This is a genomic window from Streptomyces resistomycificus (assembly GCF_001514265.1).
GTDB classification, from domain to species: Bacteria; Actinomycetota; Actinomycetes; order Streptomycetales; family Streptomycetaceae; genus Streptomyces; species Streptomyces resistomycificus.
The window spans coordinates 708,402-722,540 of the sequence record NZ_KQ948990.1 but is presented as its reverse complement, the minus strand read 5'-3'; the positions used below and the strand labels follow the sequence as shown (position 1 = coordinate 722,540).

Sequence of the window (14,139 nt, the reverse complement as noted above, 5' to 3'; positions counted from 1 at the left end):
CGGCGGGGAGACCCCTTGTCGGACGTCCCCATTCCGGGCAGTTCCACCCGTCGTCGGCGGCCTTTCGTTGCCTGTCACGAAGGAGCCTGCCATGTCGATGATCCGCGACCTGCGTGCCGTGGTCCGCCCGTCCCGCGTCTCCCTGCGCAAGGACAGCGGCAGTGTCTACGACACCACCCGTGACCCCTCGACGCCGTCCGCGGTCGTCGACTGCGCCGTCTACCGCGACGGAGCCCGCGTCCAGACGCCCCAGCCGCTCACCCCGCACGAGGCGATGCGCGTGGTGCGCCGCGACGGGGGGTTCGTGTGGATCGGTCTGCACGAGCCGACCGAGGCCGAATTCTCCGGTATCGCCGGCGAGTTCGGGCTGCACCCGCTGGCCGTCGAGGACGCGGTGCAGGCCCACCAGCGGCCCAAGCTGGAGCGGTACGACGACTCCCTGTTCACCGTGTTCAAGACCATCCACTACGTCGAGCACGACCGGCTCACCGCCAACAGCGAGGTCGTCGAGACCGGTGAGGTCATGTGCTTCACCGGCCGGGACTTCGTCATCACCGTCCGGCACGGCGGCCAGGGCTCGCTGCGGGCGCTGCGCCACCGCCTCCAGGACGATCCCGAGCTGCTCACCAAGGGCCCCTCGGCGGTGCTGCACGCGATCGCCGACCATGTCGTCGACGGCTACATCGCGGTCGCCGACGCGGTGCAGGACGACATCGACGAGGTGGAGACCGAGGTCTTCTCGCCGGGCCGCAAGGGCGGGGTCTCGCGCGGTGTCGACTCGGCGGGGATCTACCAACTCAAGCGTGAGGTGCTGGAGTTCAAGCGGGCCGTATCGCCGCTGCTGCGGCCCATGCAGTTGCTGAGCGAGCGTCCGATGCGGCTGATCGACCCGGACATCCAGAAGTACTTCCGGGATGTCGCCGACCACCTCGCCCGCGTCCAGGAGCAGGTCCTCGGCTTCGACGAGCTGCTCAACTCGATCCTCCAGGCCAACCTCGCGCAGGCGTCCGTCGCACAGAACGAGGACATGCGGAAGATCACCTCGTGGGCCGCGATCATCGCCGTACCGACGATGGTGTGCGGCGTCTACGGCATGAACTTCGACCACATGCCGGAGCTCCACTGGAGGTACGGCTACCCGGTGATCATGGGCGTGACCGTGATCCTGTGTCTGGGCATCCACCGCACGCTCAAGCGCAACGGCTGGCTGTGAGGGCGCGTGGATAGGCTGAGCCCATGACAAGCGAGCTGCTCGACCAGGCCCTCGTCGAGGAGGCCACCAAGAAGTCCGGCCTCATCTGGGTCGCGGGTCCCGGCGGCCCGGCCCGCGCGCTGTGGCACGTGTGGCACGAGGGCGCCGCCTGCCTGGTCGGTGACGGGCCCGGCGAGCAGCCGTTGCCGGGGCTGGCCGACGGCAGCACGGCGGAAGTCACGGTCCGCAGCAAGGACAAGGGCGGCCGGCTGGTGTCCTGGACGGCCCGGGTCGTGCAGCTCGCGCCCGGCTCGCCCGCGTGGGAGGCGGCGGTGGCCGAGCTCAAGGGCAAGCGGCTGAACGCCCCGGACGGCGAGGCCATGACAGGGCGGTGGGCCCGGGAGTGCCGGGTACTGCGCCTGGAGCCGACCGGCACCACCTCTCCGCTGCCCGCCACCGACCTCGCCGAGGCACCGCTGCCCACGTCGGCGACGACGCGCGAACCGATGCCGGCGGGGCTGCCGCGGCTGCTGCTGAAGAAGCGCAAACGGCGGTGACCCGGGCCGGCCGGGCCGGGGCGTCCTAGGAGGTCGGCAGCTGCTTGCCGTAGTCCACCGTCTCGTCCTTCCCGGGCTCGGTCAGGGCGAAGGTCCTGCCCCAGGCCGAGAAGGTCAGGGTGCCCGCGCCACCGGCCCGCACCAGGCGGAGCGGATAGGGCTTGCCCTCCAGGGAGACGTCCAGCGTGCCGCCGGAGCCCTCTTCGCCGGTGATGCGGATGGTGCGGACGCCCGCCTGCTCGTGGTGGCCGTCCTTGCCCAGCTCGCCGTGCAACGTCAGCAGACCGTCGAGGAGGACGTCCATGTCCGTGAAACCGCTGAACTTCTTGTACGAGGGGTCGCCCTGCGGCACCTTCACGTACTTGTCGTCCAGCTTGTCGGCCGCCGCCGCGTCCGCGTCGGAGCCGTCGCCCTTGCCGTCCGCGTCGGTCCAGAACTCCGCGTCCGCCTTGAGGAAGAGATGCTCACCGATCCGCAGCAACTGGAAGGTCGTCCCCTCCGCGGTGACCGAACCGGAGCCGCCGTCGGCCTTCAGGCGCATGTCGAGCTTGTACGTACGCCCGCTGGTGACCACGCTGCCGGACAGCCGCACGGCCTGCGCCGACTTGGCGGCGCCACGGGTCCGGGACTGGATCTGGTCGGCCGGCAGCTTGCCGACCCCGTTGGTCCCCGCGTCCGGGTCCTCACCGCATCCCGTCAGGCCCGTCCCCGTCACGACGAGGGCGCACACCGCACCCGCCAGTGCGGCCCTGCGGGTACGGCGCCGGGGAATCGCAGTCACAGGTGGGGCTGCCTTTCTGACAAGGGTCCTTCAGCGGCGTACCGCAGCGTACCGGGGCCCGCACGTGCGGGCGGAGCCAGTCCGTCCGGACCGGCCACCAGCGCGTATCCGATCGGGACGGGCTAGCCTGAAGCCCATCCGAGCGGGCAATTCGGAAAAGAGACCCTCCCAGCACCCCAGGACGCAACTCCCCACGAACCCCGCACGAAAAGGAAGCACAGCCATGGCAGCGGGCGCCCCCCGGATCTTCGTCTCGCACCTCGCCGGCGTCGCCGTCTTCGACCCGGCCGGCGACCAGGTCGGCCGCCTGCGCGACCTGGTCGTCATGCTGCGCGTCAACCGGCGACCACCCCGCCTGCTCGGCCTGGTCGTCGAACTCGCCACGCGCCGCCGCATCTTCCTGCCCATCACCCGGGTCACCGGCATCGAGTCCGGCCAGGTCATCACGACCGGCGTGCTCAACGTCCGGCGCTTCGAGCAGCGGCCCACCGAGCGGCTCGTCTTCGGTGAGCTCCTCGACCGGCGCGTCACCCTCGTCGAGACCGGCGAGGAGGTCACGGTCCTGGACGTGGCGGTGCGGCAGCTGCCGGCCCGCCGGGACTGGGAGATCGACCGTGTCTTCGTCCGCAAGGGCGGCAAGGGCGGCGCCTTCCGCCGCAAGGGGGAGACACTGACCGTCGAGTGGTCCGCCGTCACCGGCTTCGCCCTGGAGGAGCACGGACAGGGCGCCGAGAGCCTCCTGGCCACCTTCGAGCAGCTTCGCCCCGCCGACCTCGCCAACGTCCTGCACCACCTCTCCCCCAAGCGGCGCGTCGAGGTCGCCGCCGCCCTCGACGACGACCGCCTGGCCGACGTGCTCGAGGAGCTCCCGGAGGACGACCAGATCGAGATCCTCGGCAAGCTGAAGGAGGAGCGGGCCGCCGACGTCCTGGAGGCCATGGACCCGGACGACGCGGCCGACCTGCTCGGCGAGCTGCCCGAGGAGGACAAGGAACGACTGCTGAGCCTGATGAAGCCCGACGACGCGGCCGACATGCGGCGTCTGATGGCGTACGAGGAGCACACGGCCGGCGGTCTGATGACGACCGAGCCGATCGTGCTGCGGCCCGACGCCACCGTCGCCGACGCCCTCGCCCGCGTCCGCAACCCCGACCTCTCGCCCGCCCTCGCCGCCCAGGTCTACGTCTGCCGTCCGCCCGACGAGACCCCGACCGGCAAGTACCTCGGCACGGTCCACTTCCAGCGCCTGCTGCGCGACCCTCCGTACACCCTGGTCAGCTCGATCATCGACGACGACCTGCAGTCCCTCGCCCCGGACGCGGCGCTGCCGGTCGTCGCCGGGTTCTTCGCGACGTACGACATGGTGGCGGCGCCCGTCGTGAACGAGGCCGGGTCGCTGGTGGGCGCGGTCACCGTGGACGACGTGCTGGACCACATGCTGCCCGACGACTGGCGGGAGACCGAGTTCCACCTCGAGGAGGGCGAGGAGGTGGCCCCCCATGGCTCCTGAGCGCGAGAGCACCCGCGAGGCAGCCCGGGAGCGCACCCTGGCGGGCGCGACCGCCACCACCCGCTCCCGCCCGCGGCTCGACCAGCCCCGCCCGCCCCGGCGCCGGCTCCTGCCCGAGTGGGACCCGGAGGCCTTCGGACGGCTCTCGGAGCGCATCGCGCGCTTCCTGGGCACCGGACGGTTCATCGTCTGGATGACCATCGTCATCATCATGTGGGTGCTGTGGAACATCTTCGCGCCCCGTGACCTGCGCTTCGACAACTACCCGTTCATCTTCCTGACCCTGATGCTGTCGTTGCAGGCCTCCTACGCGGCCCCGCTGATCCTGCTGGCGCAGAACCGGCAGGACGACCGCGACCGGGTCAACCTCGAACAGGACCGCAAGGCGAGCGAGCGGTCGATCGCCGACACCGAGTACCTGACCCGCGAGATCGCCTCGCTCAGGATCGGCCTCGGCGAGGTCGCGACCCGCGACTGGATCCGCTCCGAGCTGCAGGACCTGGTGAAGGAACTGGAGGAGCGGCGGGACGGGCATGTCGTATTCCCGGCAGAACGTTCGCACGGACGTGACGTAGACGACCGGTGACGGGCATCCCTGCGTCCCCGCCGAGCGCCGTACCATCGTCCTTATGGCTAGCGAAGACGCGGTGCGCGAGGCACTGGCGACGGTGAACGACCCCGAGATCAACCGACCCATCACCGAACTGGGGATGGTCAAGTCGGTCGACATCGGTGCGGACGGGGCGGTCGCGGTCACCGTGTACCTGACGGTCTCCGGCTGCCCGATGCGCGAGACGATCACGCAGCGCGTGACGGAGGCGGTCTCGGGAGTCGAGGGCGTGACCCGCGTCGACGTGACCCTGGACGTGATGAGCGACGAGCAGCGCAAGGAGCTGGCGACCGCGTTGCGCGGCGGCCAGACCGAGCGCGAGGTCCCGTTCGCCAAGCCGGGCTCGCTGACCCGGGTGTACGCGGTCGCCTCCGGCAAGGGCGGCGTCGGCAAGTCGTCGGTCACGGTGAACCTGGCGGCGGCGATGGCGGCCGACGGCCTGAAGGTCGGTGTCGTCGACGCCGACATCTACGGCCACAGCGTGCCGCGCATGCTCGGCGCCGAGGGCCGTCCCACCCAGGTCGAGAACATGATCATGCCGCCGTCCGCGAACGGCGTGAAGGTCATCTCGATCGGCATGTTCACCCCGGGCAACGCCCCGGTCGTCTGGCGCGGCCCGATGCTCCACCGCGCCCTCCAGCAGTTCCTGGCGGACGTGTACTGGGGCGACCTGGACGTCCTCCTGCTCGACCTCCCGCCGGGCACCGGCGACATCGCCATCTCCGTCGCCCAGCTGGTCCCGAACGCCGAGATCCTGGTCGTGACGACGCCTCAGCAGGCCGCCGCCGAGGTGGCCGAGCGGGCGGGCTCCATCGCCGTGCAGACCCACCAGAAGATCGTCGGCGTGGTCGAGAACATGTCCGGCCTGCCCTGCCCGCACTGCGACGAGATGGTCGACGTCTTCGGCACGGGCGGCGGCCAGTCGGTCGCCGACGGCCTGACCCGCACCACCGGCGCGTCGGTACCGGTCCTCGGCAGCATCCCCATCGACGTCCGCCTGCGCGAGGGCGGCGACGACGGCAAGCCGGTCGTCCTGACCGACCCGGACTCCCCGGCGGGCGCGGCCCTGCGGGCGATCGCCGGCAAGCTGGGCGGACGGCAGCGGGGCCTGTCGGGACTGTCCCTGGGCATCACGCCGAGGAACAAGTTCTAAAACTCTGGAACCCCTGCAGCGAAGGGGCGCCGAACACACCGGCGCCCCTTTCTCATGCGTACGTGCTGCTCACGTGCGTGCTGATCTCATGCGTGCTGATCTCATGCGTACGCGCTGATGTCATGCGTACGTGCCGATGTCCTTGATCATGGCGAAGCCGAGACCGTACGCGCTCATCCCTCTTCCGTACGCCCCCACGTGCACCCCCGCCTCCGTGGAACCGGCCAGGACCCAGCCGAACTCCGACTCGCGGTAGTGGAAGGGCGTCGGCACGCCGTCCACCGGGAGGGACAGCGTCGACCAGTCGGAGCCGTCCAGGTCGTCCGCGAGGGCCCAGGCGGTCTCGGTCTGCTGGTCCAGCCAGTCGTCGCGCAGGCTGTGGTCCATCTGGCCGGGCCAGGTGAAGGACAGCAGTCCCACCCCCGCGAGCCAGGCCGCCGAGGACACCGAGGTGGCCTCCAGGAGGCCCGTGCCGTCGGCGCTGCGCCGCACGGGGTTGGCCGCGACGGTGACCACCACCGCGAACTTCTCCTTGTCCTCCGACGCCTCGTTCCGCACGGAGGGCTCGTCGCCGTGCCCGACGGAACCGTGCTCGACGGCACCGTCGGCGGCCGTTCCGACCTGCATCAGCCAGCGCGGCCCCGTGAAGGCCTCGTCGAGGCCGTACCACGGGAAGGGCGCCAGCAGGTAGCCGTCGACCGTGCGCCGGGCGGAGGGGACCTGCTGTCCGCCCTCCGCGGCCGGCGACTGCGCGACTGCCTGACTCGTCGTCTCCATGTCCCGGACGCCTCCTCGCTCTCGTCGGACCGGCCCGCCCCCCTTCGGGCGGCGTTGCTGGTTTGCGTACGGCCCGCACAACAACTCGGCAGCATAGCCACACCGCTGCGAGCAGCAGGGGAATCGCCCGGCGCGTGGGTCGCCCGAAGGGACGGGTTCAGGCCGTGGCAGGGGTGTGAAGGGTATGAAACGCGTCACGTACGGCGGAGCGTGCGCCCCGGCGCACGGCTCAGGTGGCGTCCGCGTCGTACGGAGGGCGCTCGTCCGGCGTCTCGGGCTTCTTCGTCATGTCGACCGTGCCGCCGGAGGACGAGGAGGACCCGGAGGACGACGAGGAGTCCGACTCGCGGCTGTGGACCGCGTCCGTGACCTCGGCCATCTCCTTCTTCAGGTCGAATCCGTTGCGGATCTCCTTGAGCCCCAGGTCCTCGTTGTCCAGCTGCTTGCGGATGAACGTCTTGGGGTTCAGGTCCTCGAACTCGAAGTCCTTGAACTCCGGGCCCAGTTCGGTGCGGATGTCCTGCTTGGCGCTCTCCGAGAACTCCCGGATCTTGCGGATGGTCCGCGTGATGTCCTGGATGACCTTCGGGAGCTTGTCCGGACCGAAGACGAGCACGGCGAGGACAACGAGCGTCACCAGCTCGAGCGGTCCTATGTCATTGAACACCTGAAGCTCCTTGCGATGTCCTCGGTCCGCGGCCCTCGGTGGTCTGTGCGGTCTTCCGTGGTCCGGGCCGGGTCCACGGTACCCGGCGATCCGGTACGACCGGTACTGTCCCGGGCCCTCCGAGTGCGGGGACGTGTGGGGTTTTGTGGGTTGTTTGCCTGGTGGGGCCGCCGTTCGGGCGGTCGGCGGGCCCGTTTTTGTGATGTTTCTGTGAGTATCGGCGGTCTGTCCGGTGCCGCTCTCCGGTCCGCGCTCCCCAGGTCGCCGTCCCCCGGTCAGCCGCCGTCGGAGGCGCCGAGCACCAGCGAGATGGTCCGTTCCCTGCCGTCGCGCCGCACGGTGAGTTCCAGACGGTCGCCGGGGCGGTGGGCGCGGGTCTTGACGATGAGCTCCTCGCCGGAGTGGACCCGCCGGCCGTCGACCGCGGTGATGACGTCGCCGGCCTTGATGCCGGCCCGGTCGCCGGGCCCGCCGACGGTGACCGCCGGGCCGCCGTCGCCGGCCTTCGTGCCGACCCGGGCGCCGTCGCCGACGTAGTCCATGTCGAGGGTGACGCCGATGACCGGGTGGGTCGCCCTGCCGGTGTTGATCAACTCCTCGGCGACGCGCTTGCCCTGGTTGACCGGTATGGCGAAACCGAGGCCGATGGAGCCTGCCTGGCCGCCGTCCGGGTCGGTGCCGCCGTCGGCGGAGCGGATGGCGGAGTTGATGCCGATGACGCGGGCCCGGGAGTCCAGGAGGGGCCCGCCGGAGTTGCCGGGGTTTATCGGAGCGTCGGTCTGCAGGGCGTCGACGTAGGACACGTCGCTGCCGTCCTCGCTCTCGCCACCGGCCGTGATGGGCCGCTCCTTGGCGCTGATGATGCCGGAGGTGACGGTGCCCGCCAGGTCGAAGGGGGCGCCGATGGCCACGACGGGGTCGCCGACCTGGACGTTGTCGGAGTTGCCGAGGGTCAGCGGCTCGAGACCGCGGACACCGGTGACCTGGACGACGGCGAGGTCGTAGCCGCTGTCCCGGCCGACGACGGTGGCCTTCGCCGTGTCGCCGCTGTGGAAGGTCACCGATATCTCGCCCGTCTCATCGTCGGAGGCGGCGGGCTCCACGACATGGTTGTTGGTGAGGATGTGACCCCGGTCGTCCAGCACGAACCCGGTGCCGGTACCGGACTCTCCGGCCCCGCTCACGTGCAGGGTCACCACGCTGGGCAGGGCTCGCGCGGCGATCCCGGCCACACTGTCCGGCGCCCGCTCGACGGATTCCGCCCCGGCCTGCGGCAGCTCCAGCCCGCCGACCCCACCGTTGCGCTCCAGAGACGCCCCTACGACGCCTCCGACGCCACCGGCCACCAGAGCGAGCACCACAGCCCCGCCGACCATCCCCCGCCGCTTCCGCCTGCGCCGCTGCTCCTGGGTGGCGACGGCCGCGCCGGTCTGGTGGAGGGGGGCGGACGGGGAGGTCACGGGGGCCCAGGGGTCGTAGTTCTGCCAGGGGGTGGCGGTGGCGGGCTCCTGGGGCTCCGGAGGCCCGTCGAGGAGGGCGGGAAGCGGGGCGGGCGGTTCGTGGGCGACGCCGGGTGCGAAGGCTGCTGCGGGGGCGGTGGGCGGCTCCTGGGCCGCGCTGGGCGGGGCCGAGCCGGTGGGCGGCGCCGGCACGGGGCCGGGGCGCGGGCCGGAGGCCGGGGCGGGAGCCGGGCCGACGGAGTGCGCACCCGGCGCGGGGGTGCGCTGCGGGGGCACTGAGGGCATGCCCTGGGCCGGCGGGGGCGCGGCGAGGGCCGGGGCCGGGCCGCCGGCCCCGGAGGCCGGAGGAGGGGCGTGAGGAGCCGAGGGCTGGGCGTGAGGAGCCGAGGGCTGGGCGTGAGGAGCCGAGGGCTGGGCGTGAGGAGCCGAGGGCTGGGCGTAGGCGGCCGGGCCGGGCGGTTGTGCCGCTGGCGGTGCCGGTGCCGCCGGGCCGTGTGGCGGTGTGGTCGCCGGGTGCTGCACGGGAGGCGCGGGGGCCCAGGGGCCCGGCCGGCCGTACGGCGGGGTGCTGTAGGGGTCGGGGTCGTGCAGCGGGCGGGGAGAGTCGGCGACGGGCACCGCGGGCTGCTCGAAGGGCGTCGCCTCGGTGCACCCCGACTCGGCATCCCTCGCCCGCTCCGACGCGGGGTCCGGCCCTGGCTCCGGGTCCGGGTCCGGGTCCGGGTCCGGGTCCGGGTCCGGGTCCGGGTCCGGGTCCGGGTCCAAGTCCGGCAGACCGTCCGCCACCTTCTCGGCAACCGCCCCGGGCGCACGCTCCGCGGTCGGGGCGACGACCTCGTCGACGGCGAGACCCGCGCCCGCGGCGTCCCTCGACTGCTCCGCCCCGGCAGACGGCCCACCGGGCCGAGCCAGCACGAAGTCGCCGGGCGTTTCGGCACCCTCCGCAGGAGGCCTCAGCTCGAAGTCGCCCCCCGCACCGGACGGGGCCTTTGGTGCCCTCAGCTCGAAGTCGCCGTCCCCGTCGCCGTCGCCGACGCGGGACGCGCCCTCGGCGCCGTCCGTCACTCCCGGCATCCCCTCATCCCCCGTCGGCCCGGAACCCTCGGCCGGGGCCGAAGGGCCCTGCGGTCGAGGACGGTTCCACCACTTGGCCTTCGCGGGCTTCCCCTCGTTCATGTTCTCCCCCAGCTCGGGCTCCGCCTTGCAGCCCTCGCGCCGAACGTACCCCGCTCACCTGCACCTGTCAGGCACCGGTGGTATCGACGGCTTCTCCGCCGCCCGAAACGACGCCCCCGAACCGGCAGGGAGGCGGCCGGGGGTCAGCGGGGGGTGGAGGACGCCGAGGGCGAGGAGGTCGCGTCGGGGGAGGTGGCGGCGAGCAGACCCGGCGTGGCGAGCAGTTCCGGGGTCGCGGACCAGGCGGTGAGGGTGAGCGGCGGCGTCGCGCTGAGCGGACGTATCAGAGGGGACATGGCGGCCGCACCGGCCATCACGGGGGCGGTCAGCGAATGGAGACCGGCCTCCACCTGTGCCACCGAAGGTGTCGGCAGGCCCGGCAGCAGCGGAGCCGAGACCTCGGTCGGGGCGGCCGGGGAGTCGCCGAGCGAGTTCTGACCCTGCGCGAGCAGCGGGCCGAGACCACGGCGCCGCTGGTTCTCGGGTGCCGCGGCGGCTCCCGTGCCCTGGGTGCGGGCCGGTGTCACATTGCTGCCTGCACCGGCTCCGCCGCGTGCGTCCGCGGCGGTGTCGCCCGGCGTGACCGTGGCTACCCCGCCGAGTGCGATCGCGGCCAGGGACACCGCTCCGGCGGCGACGAACGCGAACCTCATCCCGCGCGAGGCAGATCGCTCGGCCTCGTGACGGCTGACGTCGTGGATGCGGAAACCGCGGCCCGAGGAGGGCGGTAGCACGGAGGCGTGCGAGCGGGCCGGAACGTAGTCGAACGCGAAACGCTCACCGCGTTTCAGGCCGAAGGCTCCGGCGGCCCCGGGTCGTCCGGCCAGCGCGCCGGGAAAGCCCGACCCGCCGAACGGCGAGTCACCCCCCTCGTCCGGGTCGCCTCCCGCGGGAAGTCCCTGGAGACGGGCCAGAAAGCTCTCCGAGGGCGGCGGCGGGGCCGCCTCCGCGAAGACGTTCTTCAGTCGGCGCTGGGCGTCGGCCTCGGCTTTGCACTTGGCGCAGGTGGCCAGGTGCGCGAGGACACGGTCGCGCGACTCATGACCGAGCTCTCCGTCCACAAGGGCGGCGAGTCGGTCTCCCAGGTGCTGTTCGGACGGGGTAGGCCGTGATCCACTCACGCGGTCGCGCCCCCTCCCCCCAGCGCGGGAACACGGGCCATGAAGGAGCGGCGCTCGGCACGGGCCTGAGGGGACCGGTGCGCGAGGGCCTTGCGCAGCTGGGAGCGGCCGCGGTGGATCCGGGACCGGACGGTGCCGAGCTTGACGCCCAGGGTCGCGGCGATCTCCTCGTACGACAGTCCTTCGATGTCGCACAGGACGACCGCGGCACGGAACTCGGGCGCGAGGGTGTCGAGGGCCTGCTGGACGTCGGCGTCGAAGTGCGCGTCGTTGAAGACCTGCTGGGGCGACGGCTCACGGCTGGGCAGTCGCTCCGCCGCGTCCTCGCCGAGGGCGTCGAAGCGGATGCGCTGCTTGCGGCGGACCATGTCCAGGAAGAGGTTGGTGGTGATGCGGTGCAGCCAGCCCTCGAAGGTGCCCGGCGTGTAGGTCGACAGCGAGCGGAAGACGCGGACGAAGACCTCCTGCGTGAGGTCCTCGGCGTCGTGCTGGTTGCCCGTCAGACGGTAGGCGAGCCGGTACACCCGGCCGCTGTGGGTGCTGACGATCTCCTCCCAGGTGGGCGGAGTCCACGCCTGCCCGTCCGCGTCGGTGGAGAAGGTCGCGGTCCGGTCGTAAGCAGCGGCGTGGCTGTGGTCAGCAGCGGTGTCGTTCACGGATTTCGGCCTGCCCGCCGATCCGAGGAAGCGCCGCAGCACTCCTCCCCGATCCACAGGTGCAGCCGCACCTCCCCTGTCGGCTCTGGTGGTGTCCAGTGGAGCCCCTACCATAGCCACCTCGCCCGTTAGCTCCGGATAAGCGGTTTTACGAGAAATTGATCTGTGCTGATACGGCTCGTGCGGCTGCGTCAGCAGTTGCTCGAGCGTCCGCTCGTCTTCGTGATCCAACTGTGTCCCCCCGCTCCGTCTCCCACCCCTCTAAACGCCTGGTCCCATCAGCAGGTTCCCGGCACCAACGGATACAGTCACGCCCAGGCAACCACGGGGACAGGAGAGGGTCATTACCGGCAACCGGCAGACGAGCTGGGCGTTCGCCGACGCCTATGTCGCCGAGGACGAAGCCCTGCACTGGGCCCGGGACCGGGCCCGCGAGGCGGGGCTGCGCTCGGTGTCGCCCGGCACGGGCGCGGCGCTCGGGTTGCTCGCTGCCACCGTGGACGCCAAGGCGGTCGCCGAGATCGGCACCGGGACCGGCGTGTCCGGGATCCATCTGCTGTACGGCATGCGCCCCGACGGCGTACTGACCACCGTCGACCCCGAGCCGGAGCACCAGCAGTTCGCCCGCCAGGCCTTCCGTGCCGCCGGCTTCGCCAGCAACCGGGCCCGCTTCATCCCCGGCCGCGCCCTGGACGTCCTGCCCCGGCTCGCGGACGCGGGCTACGACCTGGTCTTCTGCGACGGTGACCGGCAGGAGGTCATGGACTACCTCGCTGAATCGTTGCGCCTGCTGCGCGCCGGTGGCCTGGTGGTCTTCGAGGGCGTCTTCGCCAACGGCCGGACGGTCGACTCGGGTCCGCAGCCCACCGAGGTTCTGCGGCTGCGGGAGCTGCTGCGCGCGGTGCGCGAGAGCCCGGAACTCGTGCCGTCCCTGCTCCCGGTGGGGGACGGACTGCTCTGCGCGGTCAAGCGCTGAGCGTTCGAGACCGCCGTCGGGAAACCGGCGAGGCAGGCCTGGGACACGGCAGGACAACGTCCCGCCCGTCAAGACAACGACCCCGGCACCACATGGGGTGCCGGGGCCACTGAAAGGGTATGGTCGCGCTCCGCGTCAGCCGACGACCTTCTTGAGGGCGTCACCGAGCGCGCCGGCCTCATCGGGGGTCAGCTCGACGACGAGCCGCCCGCCGCCTTCGAGCGGAACGCGCATGACAATGCCCCGCCCCTCCTTGGTCACCTCGAGCGGGCCATCGCCCGTCCGCGGCTTCATGGCCGCCATGCTCGTTCCCCTTCCTGAAACCAGCTCATCGTCAAAGCCGACGGCCCTGGAGGGCACGCGCGTCCCGGGGTGGGACACACGACACCGGCATCGAACACATTGCTTCCAGGCCATTATCCCGCATCTCAGCACCCGATGACCAACATCAGTCGGCATCGCTTGGGCAACGCGCGCGAGCAAAACCACTCAATTCGGCGATGTGACTGCGATACTGCGCCGCCCCACGCAGATCTGCCGACGGAATACGCTCCGGAATTCTTTGACGCAGGTCACACGTACGGTCCGGTCCCTGGACGATGATCTCCGCCATGCTGTCCCTCGGACTGGAATTCCAGGACGTACCGACCAGTACGTCCGAGCCGTGAACCGGAGGGGACACACCATGGCCGACACCGTGCTGTACGAGGTGAGTGACGGACTCGCGACGATCGTGCTGAACCGCCCCGAGGCGATGAACGCGCTGAACATCGCGACCAAGGTCGCCCTCCGGGACGCGGTGCAGGCCGCGGCGGCCGACGAGGCCGCACGGGCGGTGCTGCTGACCGCCGCCGGGGACCGGGCCTTCTGCGTGGGGCAGGACCTCAAGGAGCACATCGGGCTGCTGGTCTCCGACCGCGAGGCCGGGACCGGGCACACCATGAGCACGGTGCGGGAGCACTACAACCCGATCGCGCGGGCGCTGACGGAGATGCGCAAGCCCGTGGTGGCGGGGGTGAACGGGGTCGCGGCGGGTGCCGGGTTCGGGTTCGCGCTGGCCGCGGACTACCGGATCGTGGCGGACACGGCGGCCTTCAACACGTCCTTCGCGGGCGTGGCGCTGACCGCCGACTCCGGCATCTCCTGGACGCTGCCCCGGGTGGTCGGGCCGGGCCGGGCGGCCGACCTGCTGCTCTTCCCGCGGAGCATCACGGCGCAGGACGCCTACGAGCTCGGCATCGCCAACCGGGTCGTGCCGACGGCCGACCTGCGGGGCGAGGCGGAGAAGGTGGCGCGGGCGCTGGCCGAGGGGCCGACCGTGGCCTACGGGGCGATCAAGGAGGCGATGGCCTACGGGCTGTCGCACTCTTTGGCCGAGACCCTGGAGAAGGAGGACGAGCTGCAGACGCGGGCGGGCCGGTCGGAGGACCACGGGATCGCGGTGCAGGCCTTCGTGAACAAGGAGAAGCCGAAGTACCTGGGCCGGTGAGCTCGCGGCGCCGG

The 14,139-nt window shown here is 71.8% G+C and carries 14 protein-coding genes; 7 read left to right on the top strand and 7 right to left on the bottom strand.

Features of this window, described 5'->3' with window-relative positions; translation table 11 throughout:
• Nucleotides 1–91: 91 nt before the first annotated feature.
• Nucleotides 92–1,213, top strand: a complete 1,122-nt coding sequence (locus AQJ84_RS13300; protein WP_030038311.1) for a magnesium and cobalt transport protein CorA — start codon at nt 92–94, stop codon at nt 1,211–1,213.
• Between the two features lie 23 nt (nt 1,214–1,236).
• Nucleotides 1,237–1,749, top strand: coding sequence for a hypothetical protein (locus AQJ84_RS13295; protein WP_030038312.1), 513 nt, complete (start codon nt 1,237–1,239; stop codon nt 1,747–1,749).
• 25 nt (nt 1,750–1,774) lie between these two features.
• Here the strand turns inward: AQJ84_RS13295 and AQJ84_RS13290 are convergent, their stop codons facing one another.
• Nucleotides 1,775–2,530 carry a hypothetical protein gene (locus AQJ84_RS13290; RefSeq protein WP_030038313.1) on the bottom strand — a complete coding sequence of 252 codons (756 nt, stop codon included), beginning with the start codon at nt 2,528–2,530 and terminating at the stop codon, nt 1,775–1,777.
• Nucleotides 2,531–2,753: 223 nt separating this feature from the next.
• Here AQJ84_RS13290 and AQJ84_RS13285 point away from each other — a divergent pair, with 223 nt between their 5' ends.
• From AQJ84_RS13285 to AQJ84_RS13275, 3 genes are read left to right on the top strand one after another with little or no spacing between them, the layout of a single operon-like run.
• Nucleotides 2,754–4,040 carry a magnesium transporter MgtE N-terminal domain-containing protein gene (locus AQJ84_RS13285; RefSeq protein ID WP_053190330.1) on the top strand — a complete coding sequence of 429 codons (1,287 nt, stop codon included), beginning with the start codon at nt 2,754–2,756 and terminating at the stop codon, nt 4,038–4,040.
• A complete protein-coding gene (locus AQJ84_RS13280; protein ID WP_053190329.1) occupies nt 4,030–4,626 on the top strand; it encodes a DUF1003 domain-containing protein in 597 nt (198 codons plus the stop codon). Before AQJ84_RS13285 ends, AQJ84_RS13280 begins: the two co-directional genes overlap by 11 nt.
• A 43-nt stretch (nt 4,627–4,669) precedes the next feature.
• Nucleotides 4,670–5,803: an Mrp/NBP35 family ATP-binding protein gene (locus tag AQJ84_RS13275; protein WP_030038317.1), complete on the top strand. Its 1,134-nt coding sequence runs from the start codon at nt 4,670–4,672 to the stop codon at nt 5,801–5,803.
• A 120-nt stretch (nt 5,804–5,923) separates the two neighbouring features.
• Here AQJ84_RS13275 and AQJ84_RS13270 read toward each other — a convergent pair whose 3' ends face one another.
• The 5 genes from AQJ84_RS13270 to sigE all read right to left on the bottom strand — a co-directional run bounded on the left by AQJ84_RS13270 (nt 5,924) and on the right by sigE (nt 11,702).
• Nucleotides 5,924–6,580 (bottom strand): hypothetical protein, encoded by a 657-nt coding sequence (locus tag AQJ84_RS13270; RefSeq protein WP_030038318.1) that lies wholly within the window; start codon nt 6,578–6,580, stop codon nt 5,924–5,926.
• Between the two features lie 229 nt (nt 6,581–6,809).
• Nucleotides 6,810–7,247, bottom strand: coding sequence for a sec-independent translocase (locus tag AQJ84_RS13265; RefSeq protein ID WP_030038319.1), 438 nt, complete (start codon nt 7,245–7,247; stop codon nt 6,810–6,812).
• Between the two features lie 275 nt (nt 7,248–7,522).
• Nucleotides 7,523–9,781, bottom strand: a complete 2,259-nt coding sequence (locus tag AQJ84_RS13260) for a S1C family serine protease (RefSeq protein ID WP_225889091.1) — start codon at nt 9,779–9,781, stop codon at nt 7,523–7,525.
• Between the two features lie 245 nt (nt 9,782–10,026).
• Nucleotides 10,027–11,004: an anti-sigma factor family protein gene (locus AQJ84_RS13255; RefSeq protein WP_030038322.1), complete on the bottom strand. Its 978-nt coding sequence runs from the start codon at nt 11,002–11,004 to the stop codon at nt 10,027–10,029.
• Nucleotides 11,001–11,702 carry an RNA polymerase sigma factor SigE gene (sigE, locus tag AQJ84_RS13250; RefSeq protein WP_037802223.1) on the bottom strand — a complete coding sequence of 234 codons (702 nt, stop codon included), beginning with the start codon at nt 11,700–11,702 and terminating at the stop codon, nt 11,001–11,003. Before sigE ends, AQJ84_RS13255 begins: the two co-directional genes overlap by 4 nt.
• A 235-nt stretch (nt 11,703–11,937) precedes the next feature.
• Between sigE and AQJ84_RS13245 the strand changes: the two genes are divergently transcribed.
• Nucleotides 11,938–12,636: an O-methyltransferase gene (locus AQJ84_RS13245; RefSeq protein WP_078631581.1), complete on the top strand. Its 699-nt coding sequence runs from the start codon at nt 11,938–11,940 to the stop codon at nt 12,634–12,636.
• Nucleotides 12,637–12,771: 135 nt separating this feature from the next.
• Here the strand turns inward: AQJ84_RS13245 and AQJ84_RS40820 are convergent, their stop codons facing one another.
• Nucleotides 12,772–12,939, bottom strand: a complete 168-nt coding sequence (locus AQJ84_RS40820; RefSeq protein WP_069086806.1) for a DUF3117 domain-containing protein — start codon at nt 12,937–12,939, stop codon at nt 12,772–12,774.
• Between the two features lie 382 nt (nt 12,940–13,321).
• Here AQJ84_RS40820 and chcB point away from each other — a divergent pair, with 382 nt between their 5' ends.
• Nucleotides 13,322–14,125: a 2-cyclohexenylcarbonyl CoA isomerase gene (chcB, locus tag AQJ84_RS13240; protein ID WP_030038325.1), complete on the top strand. Its 804-nt coding sequence runs from the start codon at nt 13,322–13,324 to the stop codon at nt 14,123–14,125.
• The last annotated feature ends 14 nt before the right edge of the window (nt 14,126–14,139 follow it).

Coding starts and splice junctions, on each gene's coding strand:
- AQJ84_RS13300 (WP_030038311.1), top strand. CDS start 92: ATGTCGATGATCCGCGACCTGCGTGCCGTGGTCCGCCCGTCCCGCGTC.
- AQJ84_RS13295 (WP_030038312.1), top strand. CDS start 1,237: ATGACAAGCGAGCTGCTCGACCAGGCCCTCGTCGAGGAGGCCACCAAG.
- AQJ84_RS13285 (WP_053190330.1), top strand. CDS start 2,754: ATGGCAGCGGGCGCCCCCCGGATCTTCGTCTCGCACCTCGCCGGCGTC.
- AQJ84_RS13280 (WP_053190329.1), top strand. CDS start 4,030: ATGGCTCCTGAGCGCGAGAGCACCCGCGAGGCAGCCCGGGAGCGCACC.
- AQJ84_RS13275 (WP_030038317.1), top strand. CDS start 4,670: ATGGCTAGCGAAGACGCGGTGCGCGAGGCACTGGCGACGGTGAACGAC.
- AQJ84_RS13270 (WP_030038318.1), bottom strand. CDS start 6,580: ATGGAGACGACGAGTCAGGCAGTCGCGCAGTCGCCGGCCGCGGAGGGC.
- AQJ84_RS13260 (WP_225889091.1), bottom strand. CDS start 9,781: ATGCCGGGAGTGACGGACGGCGCCGAGGGCGCGTCCCGCGTCGGCGAC.
- AQJ84_RS40820 (WP_069086806.1), bottom strand. CDS start 12,939: ATGGCGGCCATGAAGCCGCGGACGGGCGATGGCCCGCTCGAGGTGACC.
- chcB (WP_030038325.1), top strand. CDS start 13,322: ATGGCCGACACCGTGCTGTACGAGGTGAGTGACGGACTCGCGACGATC.